The sequence below is a fragment of the Solibacillus sp. FSL H8-0538 genome (assembly GCF_038003525.1).
Classification (GTDB): domain Bacteria; phylum Bacillota; class Bacilli; order Bacillales_A; family Planococcaceae; genus JBBOPI01.
In genome coordinates, this window is record NZ_JBBOPI010000001.1 from 152,831 (window position 1) to 171,695 (window position 18,865).

The 18,865-nt window shown below is 41.0% G+C and carries 20 protein-coding genes; 18 read left to right on the top strand and 2 right to left on the bottom strand.

All coding sequences use genetic code 11. The features are described from left to right. Positions 1 to 5 precede the first annotated feature (5 nt). The 9 genes from MHH87_RS00735 (at position 6) to MHH87_RS00775 (ending at position 8,753) form a co-directional block, all read left to right on the top strand. Positions 6 to 1,370 (top strand): cobyrinate a,c-diamide synthase, encoded by a 1,365-nt coding sequence (locus MHH87_RS00735; protein ID WP_340747436.1) that lies wholly within the window; start codon positions 6 to 8, stop codon positions 1,368 to 1,370. After that, positions 1,367 to 2,005 carry a precorrin-2 dehydrogenase/sirohydrochlorin ferrochelatase family protein gene (locus MHH87_RS00740; RefSeq protein WP_340747437.1) on the top strand — a complete coding sequence of 213 codons (639 nt, stop codon included), beginning with the start codon at positions 1,367 to 1,369 and terminating at the stop codon, positions 2,003 to 2,005. The genes MHH87_RS00735 and MHH87_RS00740 overlap by 4 nt, the downstream gene beginning before the upstream one ends. Then, on the top strand, positions 2,002 to 2,775 hold the full coding sequence (cobA, locus tag MHH87_RS00745; protein WP_340747438.1) for a uroporphyrinogen-III C-methyltransferase: 774 nt from the start codon (positions 2,002 to 2,004) through the stop codon (positions 2,773 to 2,775). The genes MHH87_RS00740 and cobA overlap by 4 nt, the downstream gene beginning before the upstream one ends. Before the next feature lies 1 nt (position 2,776). Continuing rightward, a complete protein-coding gene (locus MHH87_RS00750; protein WP_340747439.1) occupies positions 2,777 to 3,337 on the top strand; it encodes a nitroreductase family protein in 561 nt (186 codons plus the stop codon). A gap of 13 nt (positions 3,338 to 3,350) precedes the next feature. Continuing rightward, complete coding sequence (locus MHH87_RS00755; RefSeq protein ID WP_340747440.1) at positions 3,351 to 3,887, top strand: cob(I)yrinic acid a,c-diamide adenosyltransferase; 537 nt, start codon at positions 3,351 to 3,353, stop codon at positions 3,885 to 3,887. Position 3,888: 1 nt separating this feature from the next. Next, positions 3,889 to 5,412: a cobyric acid synthase gene (locus MHH87_RS00760; protein ID WP_340747441.1), complete on the top strand. Its 1,524-nt coding sequence runs from the start codon at positions 3,889 to 3,891 to the stop codon at positions 5,410 to 5,412. Positions 5,413 to 5,703: 291 nt separating this feature from the next. Beyond that, positions 5,704 to 6,549 (top strand): class I SAM-dependent methyltransferase, encoded by an 846-nt coding sequence (locus MHH87_RS00765; protein ID WP_340747442.1) that lies wholly within the window; start codon positions 5,704 to 5,706, stop codon positions 6,547 to 6,549. 10 nt (positions 6,550 to 6,559) lie between these two features. Next, positions 6,560 to 7,786 carry a CbiX/SirB N-terminal domain-containing protein gene (locus MHH87_RS00770; RefSeq protein WP_340747443.1) on the top strand — a complete coding sequence of 409 codons (1,227 nt, stop codon included), beginning with the start codon at positions 6,560 to 6,562 and terminating at the stop codon, positions 7,784 to 7,786. A gap of 268 nt (positions 7,787 to 8,054) precedes the next feature. Further along, complete coding sequence (locus tag MHH87_RS00775) at positions 8,055 to 8,753, top strand: CBS domain-containing protein (protein ID WP_340747444.1); 699 nt, start codon at positions 8,055 to 8,057, stop codon at positions 8,751 to 8,753. A gap of 22 nt (positions 8,754 to 8,775) precedes the next feature. Here the strand turns inward: MHH87_RS00775 and MHH87_RS00780 are convergent, their stop codons facing one another. After that, positions 8,776 to 9,477, bottom strand: a complete 702-nt coding sequence (locus MHH87_RS00780) for a DUF421 domain-containing protein (protein ID WP_340747445.1) — start codon at positions 9,475 to 9,477, stop codon at positions 8,776 to 8,778. An 80-nt stretch (positions 9,478 to 9,557) separates the two neighbouring features. Between MHH87_RS00780 and MHH87_RS00785 the strand changes: the two genes are divergently transcribed. Next, positions 9,558 to 10,769 carry an MFS transporter gene (locus MHH87_RS00785; protein ID WP_340747446.1) on the top strand — a complete coding sequence of 404 codons (1,212 nt, stop codon included), beginning with the start codon at positions 9,558 to 9,560 and terminating at the stop codon, positions 10,767 to 10,769. A 176-nt stretch (positions 10,770 to 10,945) separates the two neighbouring features. Here MHH87_RS00785 and MHH87_RS00790 read toward each other — a convergent pair whose 3' ends face one another. Further along, on the bottom strand, positions 10,946 to 11,626 hold the full coding sequence (locus MHH87_RS00790) for a histidine kinase (protein WP_340747447.1): 681 nt from the start codon (positions 11,624 to 11,626) through the stop codon (positions 10,946 to 10,948). A gap of 347 nt (positions 11,627 to 11,973) precedes the next feature. Between MHH87_RS00790 and MHH87_RS00795 the strand changes: the two genes are divergently transcribed. The 8 genes from MHH87_RS00795 (at position 11,974) to MHH87_RS00830 (ending at position 18,862) form a co-directional block, all read left to right on the top strand. After that, entirely contained in the window at positions 11,974 to 14,379 is a 2,406-nt protein-coding gene (locus MHH87_RS00795; RefSeq protein WP_340747448.1) for a Na+/H+ antiporter subunit A, read from the top strand. Continuing rightward, on the top strand, positions 14,369 to 14,791 hold the full coding sequence (locus MHH87_RS00800) for a Na(+)/H(+) antiporter subunit B (RefSeq protein WP_340747449.1): 423 nt from the start codon (positions 14,369 to 14,371) through the stop codon (positions 14,789 to 14,791). The genes MHH87_RS00795 and MHH87_RS00800 overlap by 11 nt, the downstream gene beginning before the upstream one ends. Before the next feature lies 1 nt (position 14,792). After that, complete coding sequence (locus MHH87_RS00805; protein ID WP_340747450.1) at positions 14,793 to 15,131, top strand: Na(+)/H(+) antiporter subunit C; 339 nt, start codon at positions 14,793 to 14,795, stop codon at positions 15,129 to 15,131. Further along, positions 15,124 to 16,608 carry a Na+/H+ antiporter subunit D gene (locus tag MHH87_RS00810; RefSeq protein ID WP_340747451.1) on the top strand — a complete coding sequence of 495 codons (1,485 nt, stop codon included), beginning with the start codon at positions 15,124 to 15,126 and terminating at the stop codon, positions 16,606 to 16,608. The genes MHH87_RS00805 and MHH87_RS00810 overlap by 8 nt, the downstream gene beginning before the upstream one ends. Positions 16,609 to 16,624: 16 nt before the next feature. Next, positions 16,625 to 17,107 (top strand): Na+/H+ antiporter subunit E, encoded by a 483-nt coding sequence (locus tag MHH87_RS00815; RefSeq protein ID WP_340747452.1) that lies wholly within the window; start codon positions 16,625 to 16,627, stop codon positions 17,105 to 17,107. After that, a complete protein-coding gene (locus MHH87_RS00820; protein WP_340747453.1) occupies positions 17,104 to 17,388 on the top strand; it encodes a Na(+)/H(+) antiporter subunit F1 in 285 nt (94 codons plus the stop codon). The genes MHH87_RS00815 and MHH87_RS00820 overlap by 4 nt, the downstream gene beginning before the upstream one ends. Next, on the top strand, positions 17,366 to 17,794 hold the full coding sequence (locus MHH87_RS00825) for a Na+/H+ antiporter subunit G (RefSeq protein ID WP_340747454.1): 429 nt from the start codon (positions 17,366 to 17,368) through the stop codon (positions 17,792 to 17,794). The genes MHH87_RS00820 and MHH87_RS00825 overlap by 23 nt, the downstream gene beginning before the upstream one ends. A 696-nt stretch (positions 17,795 to 18,490) precedes the next feature. Continuing rightward, positions 18,491 to 18,862 (top strand): GntR family transcriptional regulator, encoded by a 372-nt coding sequence (locus MHH87_RS00830; protein WP_340747455.1) that lies wholly within the window; start codon positions 18,491 to 18,493, stop codon positions 18,860 to 18,862. The last annotated feature ends 3 nt before the right edge of the window (positions 18,863 to 18,865 follow it).

The following is an 18,865-nucleotide window of genomic DNA, read 5'->3' on the forward strand; positions in this document are numbered from 1 at the left end:
AGCTTATGACAACGAATCGTTTTGTGATTGCTGGTACAGGTAGTGGCGTCGGAAAAACTACCTTTACCATCGGATTATTACATGCTTTGAAGCAAAAAGGGCTAATTGTGCAAGGTTTCAAATGCGGACCAGATTATATTGATCCGTCTTATCATACAGCGGTAACGGGGCGTATTTCCCGCAATATTGATAGTTGGATGCTGAGTGAAACAACGGTTGTGGATATTGTCAGTCGCGCAAGCAGTGATGCAGATGTGTCGATTATCGAAGGTGTAATGGGCTTTTATGATGGTAAAAGTCCGTTAGCCGATACGGGCTCAACAGCAGAAATTAGTGTCATTACGAAAAGCCCCGTTATCCTTATTGTTAATGCAGCAAGTATGGCAAGAAGTGTTGCGGCCGTGGTGAAAGGCTTCCAAATGCTTTCCGATAAACCGAATATTGTTGGCGTTATTGTCAATCAATTAGGAAGCGTTAGCCATTTTGAACTTGTTAAGGCAGCGATTGAGCAAGAATGTGCTGTGCCGGTTATTGGTTATTTAAAAAAGGATAATCTGCTTTCGATTCCGAGTCGTCATTTAGGGTTGATTCCTGCAATTGAACGCGGGGACCTCAATTTCTTCTTTGAAAAGTTAGGGGCGTTAATTGCAGAAACAGTTGATTTAGATAGACTGTTAGAGCTGACGAAAGCTGATATTTTACCAGAAACGGGACAACTGTTTGAGCAGCAAGCAGATACAGGTATTACAATTGCGGTTGCGAAAGATGAGGCATTTAACTTTTATTACGAAGAAAACATGGAACTATTACGTGCGAAAGGTGTCAATTTGGCATTCTTCTCACCATTACATAATGAACCTGTCCCAAATGATGCGGATGGTTTATATATCGGCGGGGGCTTTCCGGAAGAATTTGCCGCGCAGCTTCAAACGAATGACATCGCGAAAGCCTCCATTCAACAAGCGATTAAGAACGGGATTCCTACATTAGCGGAATGTGGTGGCTTTATGTATTTAACAGAGGCGATTACAACGACAGACGGGGAACGCTTTGAAATGACCGGCTTGATTCCAGGTGAGGTCGTGATGCAAGAAAAACTTGCTGCATTAGGCTACCGAGAAATTACAGGACTTGGCAAAAACTTCTTAATTGCAGCGGACGAGCAGGCAAAGGGTCATGAATTCCATTATTCAACCTATGTTGGCGAGCATGTATCCCCTGCGTATGCAACGAAGGGACGCTTTGGTGCAAAGGCAGAAGGGTATCAAAAAAATCAGCTCGTAGCAGGCTATACGCATTTTCATTTTGCCTCAAATCCCCAGCTTGTAGACAATTGGATTAGGGCTTGTAAGAAGGTGAAACAAGGATGACAATTTATTTTCCAGCATTATTAAATATTGATTATAAAAAAGTGGTCATTGTTGGTGGCGGTCTTGTGGCACGTCAAAAGCTAAACGCGCTCTTACCGACGAAGGCAGAAATTATTGTTGTGAGCCCAGAAGTGCATGAAAGTATACTTCCGTTATTCGAAGAACCGCAAGTGAAATGGCGTCAGAAGAATTTTGAGGCAAGTGATTTAGATGATGCTGCGCTTATTTTTGCTGTAACGAATAGCGAAGAGGTTAATAATGCAGTCGAAGAGGCGACACAGCACTGGCAGTTACTAAGCCGTGCAGATGCGCTTGGCCGTGTTGATTTTATTAATCCAGCGGTCGTTCGTCGAGGAGATCTTGTGTTGTCCGTGTCCACATCCGGTGCTAGTCCGGGCCTTACACGTAAAATCAAGGCAGATTTAGAACAACAATTTGATGAAAGCTATGCGTCTTATATCGATTTTTTACAACAAGCGCGCGAGCAAATTAAACGTACATTTACTAATCGAACACAGCGTACAGCTGCACTTCAAGCAATGCTAGACCCACGAATTTTTGATTGGATTCGCGCAGAAGAACAGACAAAATGCGAACAATTTCTACAACAATTATTAGATAAGGAAGACTTATGATGACAGGTAAAGTTTTTATAGTCGGAGCAGGTCCAGGAGATCCGAAACTGATTACGGTATATGGTTTAGAGTGTATTCAACAAGCCGACGTTATTGCGTATGACCGTTTAGTGAATCCGAAGCTACTGGAATATGCCAAACCCGGTGCGGAACTTGTTTATTGTGGGAAATCACCAGGCAATCACGGGTTAATTCAAGATGAAATCCATGTGCTTCTTGTGAAGGAAGCAACTGCAGGCAAAACGGTTGTCCGATTAAAAGGTGGCGATCCGTTCGTCTTTGGACGTGGAGCAGAAGAGGCCAAGGTATTAGCAAAAGCAGGTATTTTGTATGAAGTTGTCCCAGGGATTACAGCAGGTATTGCAGCGCCGGCTTATGCAGGCATTCCGGTGACACACCGAGATTATGCGACAAGCTTTGCAATTGTTACAGGTCATGGTCGTGAAGAAAAAGGCAATGATTTTTTAAATTGGGACGCGTTAGCGAATGGCATTGACACGATTGCTTTTTATATGAGCGTTGGCAATATTGAGCATATTACTTCGCAGTTGATGAAGCATGGTCGCTCGAGCACAACACCCGTTGCAGTGATTGAGTGGGGCACAACAGAAAAGCAACGTACGTTAACAGGAACGCTAGAAACGATTAGTACACAAATACAAGAATCGGGTTATCACAATCCGTCGATGATTCTTGTCGGCGATGTGGTCCGTGTACGTGAGCAAATTGCTTGGTTTGCCGAAGAGGTAAATAAAGAAGTGAGGGTTTGACATGAGTGTAATTGAAGCATTAAAAAATCGCCGTGCAATACGTAATTATCGTAATCAACTAGTAGAAAAAGAAAAGATTGAACAAATCATTCAAGCAGCAACCTATGCACCGAACGATCGTATGCGTGAGCCTTGGCACTTTTATGTTATGCAAGGGGAAGCGTTAAAACGTTATGAAGAAGTAGCGACAGCCTATTTACAAGAGCGTTTCCCAACAAAGCCCAATTTAGTAGAAAGCTCATTAAAAGTTGTACAAACGACACCGGTTGTCATTGTCGTAACGGCTGATCAAGTAGAGGGCGATGAGGATGCTACAAAAGATAATGTATTTGCGGTATGCAGTGCCATTATGTCGATGTGGTTAGCAGCAGAGGAACTAGGACTTGGTTTTGTTTGGCGTACAAGAGGTGTTGGACTCGTGCATGATGAACGATTACATACATTTATCGGCGCACAACCATCTCAGCAAGTGGTAGGCACAATTTTTATAGGCTACCCAGAAGAACATCCAGTAGATGACAAGAAACGTAAAGATCATTTAGAAAAAACAACATGGTTATAAGGGGATGCTAAAAGTGGAAAGAAAAGGATTGTTACTCGTTTATACCGGAGAAGGCAAAGGAAAGACAACCGCTTCCCTAGGTTTAACGGTTCGTGCGATTGGCCGCGGATTAAATGTACGTTATATGCAGTTTATTAAATCACCGGAGCGTACTTATGGAGAACAAATTGCGCTTCGTAAACTTGGGGTCGAAACCGAACAGCTTGGCATTGGCTTTACGTGGACAAAAACACCAGAAGAACACCGAGCAGCACTAGCAATTGCCTGGTCAAAAGTGAAAGCTGCGTTAGCAGATGATTCCATTGACGTATTGGTGTTAGACGAACTGAATAACGCATTAGCTATTACAAAATTTCCGGTGGATGATGTACTTCCTCTTGAAGAAGTGCTACAGGCCATTCAAAATCGCCCCTCAGCGATGCATCTTGTCGTTACAGGACGTAGTGCACACCCTTCTTTACTAGCGCTTGCTGATTTAGTTTCAACGATTGAACCAACGAAACATTATTATGAAGAAGGTATTCCAGCAGTAAAGGGGCTTGAATTTTAAGATGTCAAAAGCAAAGGCAATAATGGTACAAGGAACGTCTTCAGATGTTGGGAAAAGTGTAATTTGTACAGCGCTTTGCCGAATTTTTTCAAATGATGGTCATCATGTTGTTCCGTTTAAATCTCAAAATATGGCGTTAAATTCATATATTACTTCAACTGGTGGGGAAATTGGTCGCGCACAAGGTGTTCAGGCAGAGGCAGCTCGTGTTGAAGCAACAACGGATATGAATCCAATTTTATTAAAACCGAAGCAGGATATGGTATCGGAGGTTATCGTTCATGGCAAGCATCATTTAGATATGGATGCGAGAAGGTACCGCAATGATTTTGTCGAGCAGGTGATGCCGATTGTTCGCCAATCTGTTGAGTACCTCCAAAAAAACTACGACATTATTGTATTAGAAGGTGCAGGAAGCCCGGCAGAAATCAACCTTAAGGCACGTGATATTGCGAATATGCGTATGGCTCACTTAGCGGATGCGGCGGTTATTTTAGTCGCTGATATTGACCGTGGTGGCGTATTTGCTTCCATCGTCGGAACACTCGCACTGTTAGATGAGTCAGAACGCGCTCGTGTGAAAGGTTTAGTTATTAATAAGTTTCGCGGCATGCGTGAGTTGTTAGATGATGGCTTAGACTGGATAGAAAAAGAAACCGGTATTCCGGTGCTGGGTGTTATTCCTTATGTGGATGTGCAAATTGATGCAGAGGATTCGCTTGCACTATCATCGCTTCGGTTAAAGAAACCAAAGCAAGGTGAATTTGTAATCGATGTGGCAGTACTTAGATTGCCACGTATTTCTAATTTTACCGATATAGATCCATTTTTTGAGGAGCCGGGTGTGGGTGTTCGAATGGTTTCTAAGGTAGAGGAGCTTGCTACGCCTGATTTACTCATTATTCCAGGGACCAAAAATACAATGGATGATTTAACGTGGTTACGCGACTGCGGATTTGATGAAGCAATTGGGCAGTTAAAAATGCGCGGTACGGTTATTTTTGGCATTTGTGGAGGCTACCAAATACTTGGCCAATCATTAAAGGATCCAGAAGCAATTGAAGGGTCCGGCAGTATAGTAGAAGGTCTAGGGTTGTTGCCGATTGATACTATTTTTGTGCCAAACAAAAAAACAGTACAAATGACGGGCAAGCTCAGCGCATCTGGGCTGGATGTTTCGGGCTACGAAATTCATCTTGGACGATCAACACGTCTTGGCGATGTACAGCCGTTTGCGATACTTCAAGATGGACGCGAAGATGGAGCCGTGAGTATGGATGGAAATGTAATCGGAACGTATTTACATGGCATTTTCCATAATCGCCTGTATACAAGAATATTCATCAATCAGTTACGTGAACAAAAGGGCATCAAGCCTCTAACACTCGATGTGAAAAGTGATGCGGAACAACGTGATGAGGCGTATGAATTTTTAGCGAGCCATCTACGTGCACATTTAGATATGGATAAGCTATACAGTATTTTACATGACACAGGAAAAGAAATTGCCTCACAAGGGTATTAAGACGCCATTTTTGCGGCGAATGGCGTTGCCGACAGTGCACAAGCCTTTTCAAAACTAAATAAGTCGGTATGTTTCTAGTAATAGAAGCACTTAAAAGGGAAGTGACGTACTATTTTTTGAATAGTACATAGCTTCCGCATGTAAACCTGTACCTGTTTTCGTGTTTTTTTACTGTAATAATCATTAATGGAATAGGTAGAACATGAAACATAAATATTAAAAGTTTGGAGTCTTTATTAGTTATGTCAGTGTTTACGGTAACGGTAATGGGCACGTTTGAGGAGGAATAGCATGAAAGGACCGCTCGTCATAGATTTTGAGTCTTTATGGCAAGAAGGGATGCATGATTGGCACGGTAAGATGCCCCAGCGAATGGTAGATGATGCACTAGAAGAAGCGTTTTGGACACAATCCATAGCCAAGAAAACATTGCGTCAAACGGATGCTTATGCGGCAGAAATTTTTCAGGTGATTCAGCAGCATATTACATCGGAAGACAGTGTGCTTGAAATCGGACCAGGCTGGGGCAATTATACATTTCCGCTTGTTGAAGCAGCGAAGAAAGTTACCTGTGTGGATAGTTCGCAAAGTGTGCTCGCCTATTTGCAGAATTGCTTACAGGACAAACCGGATGTCGATTATGTTCATGCGAAGTGGGAGGAAGCTGCTGAAAGTTCAATTGGCCCACATGATATCGTCATCGGCGTCAATTGCTTTTACCGTATGTATCATATGAAAGCAGCACTTGTACAAATGAATCGCTTAGCGAATAAGAAAGCAATAATAGGCATGACAACGGGTCCAATTCAACCACATTATGAAGTGCTCGAGGAACGGTACGGTTATGACATTAAGTATCCAAGACGTGATTACATAGAATTAGTAAATATGTTGTACCAGCTTGGTATTTTTGCAGATTGCCAAATGATTCCGCTAGAGCGCGTGTATCGGTATGATAGTGAAGAAGCACTACTTGCGGCACAAAGCAAAAAAATTCTGAGTGAGCAGGTAGATCTCGCACATGTTCGGGACGCATTAACTACTTTTATTGAGCGTGACGGAGAGGCTTATGTATATCGTCATCGCTTTTATGCGGCAATTATTTCGTGGTCACCTGCAAAAACAGGTAGTGAATAGGGGGAATTTAATGACAACATGGGATTTACAAGGAATGCAGCGACACTTGCTTATTTGTAATGGCAGTACTTGTATGGAAGCGGGTGCAGAGGAAGTGACACTTGCCGTCCGAGATGAAATTGCAAAGCAACAGTTAGATGCAAAAATCCATACATCACGTACACGTTGTAATGGGAGATGTAAAGATAAATGTGTCGTAATTTCTTATCCCGATGCTACGTGGTATAACGTGCCGGATACGACAATTGCCCGAAAAATTGTTACAGAAGATGTACCGCCAGAGAACGTGTTATTTACACTTTCACCAAGCGGTCTATCACGCAATACAGACAGTAAGGCGATTAAGGGAATTTCTAAGGAAAAGGTAGCAAAAAGACAACGAGCGTTAGGAGAGAACGGTGTGAAAAAAGCTGTTTTATTTGTCGGACATGGCAGTCGCTTAGAACAAGGGAATGAAGAGGTCCGTGAATTTGTTGAACGTAGCAAGCATCTAATTGATCCAGCAATTTTGGTGGAGACATGCTTTTTAGAATTTGCCTCACCAAATATCGAAGACGGTATCGAGCTTTGCGTGGAAAAGGGGGCAGAAGAAATTCATGTTATCCCCATCATCCTATTACACGCAGGACACTCAAAACTCCATATCCCAGCAGAAATCGAGCATGCTAGTGAACACTTCCCTCATGTTACTTTCACTTATGGGCAAACGATTGGTATCCATGATGAAATTTTCGAAATCCTAAAAGCACGTTTACAAGAAGCGGGACTTGATCCTGCACAAAAGCATGAGGATACCGCAGTACTACTTATTGCACGCGGTGGTAGTGATCCAGCTGCGAACGGTGATTTCTACAAAATTTCACGCCTACTTTGGGAGCAACTTGATGTGAAGTGGGTAGAGAGTGCCTTTATGGGTGTCACGACGCCATCTGTTGAAGAAGGCATTGAACGCTGCATGAAATTAGGCGCGAAACGCATTGTTATGCTACCGTACTTTTTATTTACAGGTATTTTAATGGAGCGCATGAAAAAGATGTGTGTGGAATATCAGCAGCTTAACACGGACGTATCAATAGAATTAGCTGATTACTTCGGTTATCACCCAAGATTACAAAATGTATTAATCGAACGTGCTAAACAAGCAATGAGTGGCACATCAACAGGTATGCAGGATTTAGAAAACTACCGTGCTTATGCGAAAGAACATGGACCTGCACATCATCACCATCATCATTAATTACTACTGGCCCAACCGATTGGCTAGAAAATAATTTCCATTAAATTCGAAGTACGGAATTTTACAATATACTACTTTAGGTGACAAAGTTCTAAAACTACTTTGTTGCCTTTTTGCGGCTGTAGGCACAAAATTTCGTAGCATAAATGAGTTGGCTTAAAATCTTTATGAGCCAACTTTATTTGTCTATTTAAATGTTTGAAAATTAGGAATATAATTGAGTTTAGTTGAATTTTGTTTGCTGTGAAGGAAAGTAGGTAATATGACAATGAAAAATTCAGATCGTTTTTTAACCGCTTTTAATCGGATAGATCACACATTACGCGATATTATTGGTGCGAAGGATTTTATGCCATTTTACCGGTTAATTGATCAAGCAAAAAAGAAAAATCCGCTCGTCCGGAAATATGAAGATGATTTACGTTCTTATGCAGATTTACGGAATGCAATTGTACATCACCGCACGTCTATGGATTTTGTAATTGCGGAGCCGCATGGGCAAGTTGTGGAAAAAATAGAACGTATTGATGAAGTATTAGCGAAACCAAAACTAGTAGGACAGCTATTCCGCAAACGAGTTATGACGTTCCAAACGACAGATTCGCTAAAGAATGTATTAAAGGCTATTCGTAAACAAAAATATACACAGTTCCCTGTATATGATGATCATGTTTTTCAAGGACTAATTACAACGGTAGGTATTACAAACTGGCTCGCCACGTTTATAACAGGTAAAATTTTACCGAAGCAGATTCCAACGCTTCTAGATATTTTACATCATGAGAATAACGAAATGAACTTTAAATTTATTAGCCGGTACATAACGATTTACGAAGCAGAAGAAATTTTTAAACAAGGTGTGGAGCGAGGGCGCCGTTTTGAGGCACTGCTGATCACGGAGCACGGCAAGCCGCATCAAAAATTGGTCGGTATTGTAACACCGATTGATATTATGAAGGTAGACTAAAAGAGAGAGCACGATGAGAAAGTTATTCTCCCGTGCTGTCTCTCAGGCTGATATAAAGGGATCCGTTTTCAAGAACCTGTGCAAAATAAACATCCTCTACCGAATCGATATTTTTCTTCTTTAATTTTTTTAATAGCCAATCTTCTGTTAAATCAAGCTCAATTAAGTTTTCTGAAATAATCTTACCATCTGAAATCAGTTCAGTTGGAAGAAAACCTGGCATGGTCACATCAGCTTTTACATCAACTTTAGTGGCGGAGCGCTGTGCAGGCTTTTTCATTACACTAAGGTTGCCATTTGTTTCAAATACGGCGTATAGCACTTCATCGACAGAAAAAATACTTTGCTCGCGTAATAGCATTGTGAGTTCATCTGTATGAAGGCGTGCTTTTTTTAAATTGTCCGCTACGATGACACCGTTTTGCATGACAATCATTGGTTTATCATCGAATAATACACGTGCTTTTTTTGATTTTAATGATAAAAAACTGACGAACATCGTTAAGATGGACCACCAAACGAGTGAAATGAGCCCGTCCCAAAATGGTGTTTCTACTTGCGCTGAAATTTCAGCGGCAATAGAACCAAAAGTAATACCAGTTACATAATGAAAGAATGTTAACTGACTTAATTGTTTTTTTCCGATAATGCGGGCGAGCAGTAATATTGCAAAAAATGCACCAGTTGCTCGTAATAGCATTTCCCATACGTTTAGTTCCAGCATCACATCACTCCTCGTGACTAGCATGCACGAGGAGCGGACAAGCTATACGAAATAAATTTAAGTAGAAGGCGTGAGTACACATGGCAACAGTTACAGCAACAGCAAAATTAAATAACCCGGTTTTTCCAGTGATGGTTGCCATTGGGGTATGTCACTTAATTAATGACACGATGCAGTCAGTCATTCCGGCAATGTTCCCGTTACTTGAGCGTGACCTCGGTTTAACATTCACGCAGCTTGGGCTCATATCCTTTGTGTTAAATATGTTTGCTTCTGTACTGCAGCCGGCTGTGGGGTTTGTAACGGATAAAAAACCCATGCCATATGCATTACCAATTGGAATGATTAGCTCGTTTTTAGGGGTGTCATTTCTTATTTTATCCGAGCAGTACTGGATGATTTTAGTGTCCGTTTTATTTTTAGGAATGGGTTCGGCTATTTTTCACCCAGAAGGATCTCGAGTATCATTTATGGCCGCGGGTAATAAACGAGGACTAGCTCAGTCCATTTATCAAGTAGGTGGGAACTCAGGGCAAGCGTTAGCACCGCTACTTAGTGCATTTTTAATCTTACCGTATGGAATGAAAGCTGCTTCAGTTGTTTTAGTATTTACAGCAATCGGCATTTTTATGTTAACGAAAATTGCAGCTTGGTATAAGCAGCAGCTAGAGGCAGAAAAACTGTCAAACGTAAAAAAAGTACTCATTTCTTCATTGCCACCATTATCAAAAAAACAAGTTGGTATCGCACTGGGGCTGTTATTTTTAATCATTTTCGCACGCTCGTTTTACACTACAAATATTACGAGTTTTTACGTGTTTTATTTAATGGAGGAATACGGTGTAAGTGTAACAACAGGGCAACTGTTAATCTTTTTATTTATGGCGTGCGGCGTGGTCGGAACATTTTTTGGCGGACCGCTTTCTGACCGAATCGGGCGGAAAAGCGTTATTTTATTATCCGTTGTCGCTCCGTTGCCGTTCTGTCTCGTACTGCCGTATGTACCGATGTGGCTTGTGCCGGTTTTCCTTATTGTAATCGGTACGCTCATCATGATTAGCTTTTCGGTGACGGTCGTTTACGCTCAAGAATTAGTACCAAGTAAAATTGGTACAATGGCCGGTCTTACAGTCGGTCTATCTTTTGGCATGGGGGCAATCGGTGCTATTGTCATTGGCATGCTAATGGATTCGTACGGTATTCGCTTTACAATGATTATCGTTTCAATAATACCTTTATTGTTGTTAGTGGCGTTGTTATTGCCGAAGGATAAGGCTGCTTTGAGTAGTTAAAATAGTAGAATAATAAGAGGCCCGTGAAATCTTAATGCGATTTTACGGGCTCTTTTTTAAGATAATTGTAAGGGACTAAGCGCGTGTGTTGGGGTTCAAATTCCCGCAAATGTCCGGTGGCTTCGACTACTTAACTGGGATGAAGAGGCCGCGTTGTTTGAAGTTTTATTTGATCGCTAAATCGTTGGGCGACATGCTGCAGGGATGAGTTTTGGATCGATAACTAATCCCTCCGAAATATGTAGTTCATGCATTTTATTATTATACGTGAATTTGAAGATGCCATTATCAAAATCTGTGCCAATTTCCTTGAAGAAAATGCCTTCCAGTGAAGCAAACTTTGGACAAGAAAATCCGATTTTATAGCTTTCTCCATCCTTAATTAAGTAAGCACGTACACCTTTTTCATACGTATCGTAAATCTCATCCTCGGTTGGACGTTTTACCGCAACGATATGAAAATCAACGAAAGGTACTTCTTTTAGTAAGACGTTCAGGAAAGAACCTTTTGTGATTTCCTCCCAACGACTTTGCGCGCTTTGGCCAACGATAATTTGTGTAATATTGTAGTTTATGGCAACTTCAGTAATCACTTTTTGAATTGGGCGACGTTCATTGTCTTTCACAATAAATTGTTCAACTTCCAATTCGTCTGTTAACTGTTTCCAAAGTTCGAGGTAGCGGGATTTTTCAGCATCAAATGCATCGATTGGTTGTGCATCAACCGTCATGACGTATAGTGGGCAATCTAGTAGTGTTGCTAGCTTATGTCCTCTACGAATAAGACGTTCTCCATTCAGTCCGTAGTACACACAAACTAAAATACTTTCGTCCATACGACCTTTTATATGTTTCATATTAGTTCGCACCTCTTATTCTTTCGTTCTCTCATAATAATGTATCGAAATCATGAGGATTTTGAGAAATTTAGCATAAATGAGTTAAAAATAGGGCTAATACAGTGCATAGTACACAGTTGTATTGTATACTTTATTTTGTAATATTTATTTTAGTTTAGTAATTTTATTATAAACATTCAATATTGGTATATAATTCCTTATTTTTATTGAGTTATTAGGAAAATTTTCTTGTCCATATGAGACATTATTATGAAGTGAGTTATATCGTTAGTCAAGTGTGTTTCAATAATTCGATTTTCGCTACAAAAGAATAGATTTTACTTTGAAATAGGAGGTTTTTGCTTTTGACAATACAGTTTTCCGTCTTACTGCCGTTTATCGTCGCGGCGTTTATACCATTTTTATATAGGCGATTTTCAAAATTTCACATTGGCTGGGTCGTGCTAGCGGTTCCGGTACTACTATTCACTTTATTAGCTACATATATCCCTCGAATTGCAAATGGCAAAACATTTGTTAAAACATATGAGTGGATCCCCTCATTCGGTATAAATATAACAACCTACTTAGATGGCCTGAGTATGATATTTAGTTTACTCATTACAGGTGTTGGTAGTTTAGTTATTTTATATTCTATATTTTATTTATCAACGAAAGAATCACTACATCATTTTTATTGTTATTTACTACTTTTCATGGGTGCGATGCTCGGCGTCGTGTTTTCGGATAATTTAATCGTGCTATACGCATTTTGGGAGCTGACAAGTGTTTCTTCCTTCCTACTAATCGCGTTTTGGCATCATCGAAAAGCATCTCGAGCGGGTGCGCGTAAGGCGATGACCATCACAGTGAGCGGCGGCGTTGCAATGCTTGCTGGATTTTTAATGTTATATGCAGCTTCAGGAACTTTTAGCATACGAGAAATTTTAGCGAGCGTTGAAGTTGTGCAGAAAAGTACATTATTTATTCCTGCTATGGTACTCGTTTTACTCGGTGCCTTTACAAAATCTGCGCAGTTCCCGTTCCATATTTGGTTACCGGATGCAATGGAGGCACCAACACCAGTTAGTGCGTACTTACACTCAGCGACGATGGTAAAGGCGGGGATTTACTTAGTTGCACGTACGACACCGATTTTTGGTGGGCATGAAATGTGGTTCTGGGCAGTGAGTGGCATCGGTCTTGTCACGCTATTTTGGGGGTCGTTTAATGCAGTGCGCCAGTTTGATTTGAAAGCATTACTAGCGTATTCAACGGTTAGTCAACTGGGGCTTATTATGTGCTTATTTGGTCTAGGTTCTGCGGCATTGCACTTAGGCTACAGTACAGAGTCTGTTATTTACACACAGGCGACGTTTGCGGCATTATTCCATTTAATTAATCACTCAACGTTCAAAGGTGCACTCTTTATGATGGTCGGTATTGTCGATCATGAGGTCGGTACGCGTGATATTCGTCGCCTTGGTGGGCTTATGGCCTTGATGCCGTTTACGTTTACGATTGCGGTGATTGGTAGCTTTTCGATGGCTGGGTTACCACCGTTCAATGGATTCTTAAGTAAAGAAATGTTCTTTGCAGCAACGGTGGCAATTGGTAATTTAGATATTTTTGCACTGGATAGCTTCGCGTTAGTGTTCCCGATTGTGGCGTGGCTTGCGAGTATTTTTACATTTATTTACAGCGTAATTATTGTAGCGCGCACATTCCTAGGCGATGTCAAGCCAGAGCGTTTAGAAAATCCACCACACGAAGCCCCATTTGGAATGCTGATCTCCCCATTTATTTTAATTAGCCTTGTTGTCGGGATTTTCTTGTTCCCGAATGTGTTAGGTCATTATATTTTGCAGCCGGCAATGGCAAGTATTTATCCGGGCTTTCCATCATCATCTCAACTTACGCCTCATATTTCTGCGTGGCATGGAATTAATACAGAGCTACTAATGACGCTTGGTGTTGTAGTTGTCGGGGTAATTCTTTATAAAACATTGAAAAAATGGCGCCCGCTCTATCAACTTTTTCCTCAGAGGTATTCGTTCAATGCGTACTATGAGCGCATCATCGGCTTTAGTGAGAAGTTCTCAGGTACGTTAACAAGGCGTTATATGAACGGGAATATCACGTATTACTTCATTTATATTTTTCTGTTTTTTGTGGCAATTGTTGTGGGCTATAGCTTTATGACGGATGTTTTTACATGGGATCCGTCTAATGATGCATCCGTTGCATCCTATGAGCTCATTTTAGTGTTTGTCATGATCTTTGCGGCGGTTGCGCTACTCTTTGCGAAGGCGCGCATTACAGCGGTGTTACTAAACGGGGTGCTTGGCTATTCAGTAGCATTCTTCTTCGTTATTTTCCGTGCACCGGATTTAGCACTTACACAGCTCGTTGTAGAATCCGTAACAACAGCATTATTCTTATTATCGTTTAAGTTTTTACCGGATTTACGTCCTGAGCGTGCGTCAAAAATGATCCGTCTAATAAAAGCAACAATCTCAATTTCTGTTGGTGCAACAGTAACGGTTGTTGGACTAGCTGTTTTGAATTATGACAAGTTTAAACCGATTTCAGCGTATTTTGAGGACTCGTACAATTTAGCGGGTGGGAAAAATATCGTCAATACGATTTTAGGAGACTTCCGTGCATTTGATACGATGCTCGAGGTCGTTGTGCTATTTATCGCAGGGCTTGGCGTCTACACACTCATTAAGCTAAAGGCGAAAAAGGGGGATGCGGACGTTGAAAATTAATGATGTGATTTTACGAACAGTTGTAAAAGCCGTTGTGTTTATTGTTTTTACGCTAGGCATTTACTTATTTTTCGCAGGGCACAATGCTCCTGGAGGTGGTTTTATCGGCGGGCTTGTACTAGGCTCCGGGATTGTGCTTTTGTATTTAACGTATGATATTGAAACAGTTCACCGCGGCATGCCGTTTGATTTTAAAAAAGTAGCGGCATTTGGGGTGCTACTAGCGACTGGAACTGCGGTTGGCTCATTATTCTTTGATGCGCCATTTTTAACGCAAACAGCTGGTTATTTTCATTTGCCGATCTTAGGGAAAACGCATTTATCTTCAGTAACCATTTTTGAAGCGGGTGTGGCGTTAACCGTTGTTGGTACAGTAGTGACAATTATTTTAAGTATAAGTGAGGATGAGTAGTATGGAATCTTTAATGGTAGTACTAGTTGGTATACTCGTTGCGGTTGCCACCTATTTAATCCTCTCGCGTACCGTTTTGCGCGTCATTATCGGAACAGCTGTCCTCTCACATGCAGTACATTTACTCATTTTGACAGTAGGTGGCTTGAAAAAAGGGGATGTCCCATTGCTTAGCCAGTCGGACGGTCCTTATACAGATGCGCTTCCGCAGGCACTGATTTTAACGGCGATTGTCATTAGTTTTGCTGTAACCGCATTTGTCCTTGTGTTGGCATACCGGATGTATTTAACGAATGGTTCCGACGATTTCCATGAGCTTGGAGGACCATCAGATGAATAATATACTTGTTTTACCTTTAATTGTGCCGATCATAACGGCCATTTTCCTTGTTTTCTTACGTGATTATATAAAATTGCAGCGTATTGTCAGTTTTGTAACGATGGTATTTGTGAGTGTCGTTGCAGTGGTGCTCTTGCAGTTAATTCAGACTGAAGGCATTTTGAAAGTGGACTTTAGCGGTTGGGCCCCCCCGTTTGGAATTTTGTTCGTAGCGGATTCATTTTCTGTGTTACTTGTACTGGCAGCAAGTATTGTGACAGCGATTTGTTTACTTTATTCTTTTGCGACAATTGGCCATCGTCATGAGCGCATGTTTTTTTATCCGTTCGTCTTATTTTTACTTGCTGGGGTGAACGGCTCTTTTTTAACAGGGGATATTTTTAATTTATTCGTATGTTTTGAAGTGATGCTTCTCGCGTCCTACGTGTTAATTGCACTTGGTGGCGAGAAAATTCAACTACGCGAGGCACTAAAATATGTCTTAATTAATGTTGTCGCGTCTTGGTTGTTTTTAGTCGCGCTTGCCTATCTTTACGGTACAGTGAAAACATTAAATATGGCGCATATTGCACAGCGCGTTGCAGAGGCAGGACAAGATTCGATGCTAACGACTGTAGCCATTTTATTTTTAATCGTTTTCGCATTGAAGGCGGGGCTCCTACTATTTTTCTGGCTACCAGGCTCTTACAGTGTGCCACCAACTGCTGTGCAGGCATTATTTGCAGCACTTTTAACAAAGGTCGGGATTTATGCGCTGTTTCGTACGTTTACACTTATGTTCCCGCTTAATCCAGATGTCACGCACACGATTCTTGGCATAATGGCAGCTGCAACGATTCTTGCGGGCTGTATGGGCGCGTTATCCGGAAAAGACGTACGCACAATTGCTTCTTATAACGTTATTATTGGCGTTGGATTTATTTTAGTTGGACTTGCTGTGGGGACAGAGAGTGCGATGGCTGGGGCGGTTTATTATTTACTACATGATATGACTGCGAAAGCATTACTCTTTTTAATTATTGGGACGATGGTGTATGTAACGGGTGAGGTTGTTGTAAAAAATATGAGTGGCTTGATTCGTAATTATCCGCTATTTGGCTGGCTGTATTTTGTCGTCATGTGCGCGCTTGCTGGGATCCCGCCGCTTAGTGGTTTCCTCGGCAAAGTATTGATTGGTCAAGGGGCAATTGAGGCCGAATCTTACATACTACTAGGACTCGGATTTGCTTCAAGTGTCATCGTCCTCTATTCATTACTAAGGATTTTCCTGGCATCATTTTTCGGAGAGACGGTTATTAGTAATGAAGAAACAAAGCCAATCCCGCGTGGTGCCATGGTGTCATTCGTGTTACTCGCGATGTGTATTGTGGGTCTCGGTGTTGGTGCAGAAGGTTTAGCCGTTTATGTAGAGGACGCAGCGCATACGTTAGTGAATCCTTCTATTTATATAGATGCAGTACTAAATGCAAATGAATAAAGGAGGGTGAGTATGCATGTTTGGTCAATTTATATTAAATTTATTTATTGCGGCGCTATGGTTTTTACTAAAGGATGATCCAGAAGCGCAGTTTTCCACATTTGTAACCGGGTTTTTAGTCGGAATTGCCATTTTATATGCAATGCATCGATTTTTCGGTACACAGTTTTACTTACGACGCATGGCAAAAGTGTTCAAGCTCATTTTCCTCTTTATTCGTGAACTACTGATGTCGAGCATGTCTGTGTTGAAGCAAATATTAACCCCCAATTTAAAAATAACACCGGGTATTTTTACGTATGAAACGGAGCTTTCAGGTGATTACGAAGTGACGGTACTTGCTTTACTGCTTACATTAACGCCAGGTTCGGTCGTGATGGAAGTATCAGAGGAAGGGAATCTGTTTTATATTCATGCAATGGATATAGAGGAATCGAAGGAAGCGGTCATTCGTTCAATCGGGAAATTTGAGCAGGCAATTATGGAGGTGACACGATGATTGAGAAAATTTTATATGTTTCGCTCGGATTTTTCATGGTTGCCATCGCACTTTCTTTATATCGTGTTATTAAAGGGCCTTCATTGCCGGACCGAGCGATTGCGCTTGATACAATTGGCGTCAATTTAATTTCCGCAATTGCGATTATTTCAATTGTTTTTCAAACAAAAGCTTTTTTAGAAGCGATTTTAATTTTAGGAATTTTAGCCTTTATCGGTACAATCGCCTTTTCGAAATTCATTGAAAGAGGTGTAATCATTGAGCGTAAATCAAACGATTGAATGGTTTGCCGTAGTATTAATTTTATTTGGCTCCATTATTAGTGTCATTAGTGCGTTCGGCATGATTCGCCTGCCGGACGTTTATACGCGTTCGCATGCTGCCACTAAAAGTGCAACATTATCGGTATTATGCTGCTTGCTTGGTGCTTTTATTTACTTTTGGTTTCATGATGGCTTTGTGAGTATCCGATTAATTTTAGGAATTATTTTTGTGTTTATTACAGCTCCCGTTGCAGGCCATTTAGTGTGTCGGGCTGCCTATCGCTCACGCGTACCACTAGCGGAAGGTTCAGGAGCGGACGCTTTAAAACCTGTGTTATTTGGCGATGAGGTTCGGAATTTGAAAGAAAAAGAAGTTTTAGATGCTTCTGCTGAAATGCCTGTGGATGAATCCACAAAAAAATAAAAAATGTTATCCACACTCACTTACAAAAGTGGGTGTTTTTTGTGTTTTGGGGATAAGTTTTCTAACTTTCGTCGTAAATTGCTCATCTGCTTGTGGGCAACTTATGGAATCGGGGATAACTCTGTGGAGAACTTTAGGTTGTGGATGGAATTGTTGATAATTAATTTTAGGAGCATGGTGGAGAGATAAAATAAAGGAGTTGAGGAAATAAGAAAATATTTTATGAGGGAGCGATTTCCTATTGTCGCAGAACAATTGAGATCGCTTGAAATGAACGTAATGATGATGCAAGCGGTAAATTTCAAATCGATTGTATACTAATGATGGAATAGTTCTTTTGCATATTGGAAAGCAAAAATATTACGGGCAATTTGTACTTTGAACAAAATCCAGAAAGACTTGTACGTGGCCGTGGCCGTGGTAGTTGGGTAAATGAGAGCTTTCTTCGGGTTATTGGGAGAGGGCTTTTTATTAGTGAATAAGAAAGTATAACTCGCTCATCCACATAAGTGATCAATTGTGTGTGAAAAATGATCAATCCTTTTCCAAAAACGCTTAATTAATATTGATTATCCTAATAATTACTGAAAACCATAAATTAAACATATTTACTACGAGTTGACACAAATAATTCAGAATAGTATAGTACATTACAACAGTAATGCACTAAATAACAAAAAGAAAGGGGGCTTCTAATTGAATTTCAATGGGGATAGTACGACGCCGATTTATATGCAAATTGCTGAATGGCTGGAAAATGAAATACTTGCGGGGCGTTTAGTCGCAGATGGCAAAGTATATTCGCAGTATCAGCTGGCGGAGCTATTTAATATAAATCCAGCAACGGCGGGTAAGGGTTTAACGATTTTAGTGGAAAACGAAATTTTGTACAAGAAAAGGGGACTTGGCATGTTCGTAACCGAAAACGCAAAAGATCAAATTTTGGCAACACGCCGAAATGACACATTAAATAAAATGGCACGGGAAATTGTGCTGGAGGCAAAAAGACTCGCTGTTTCAGATGAGGAGCTTCTCGAGCTTATACAACGCGTACAAAAGGAGGTGTGACGA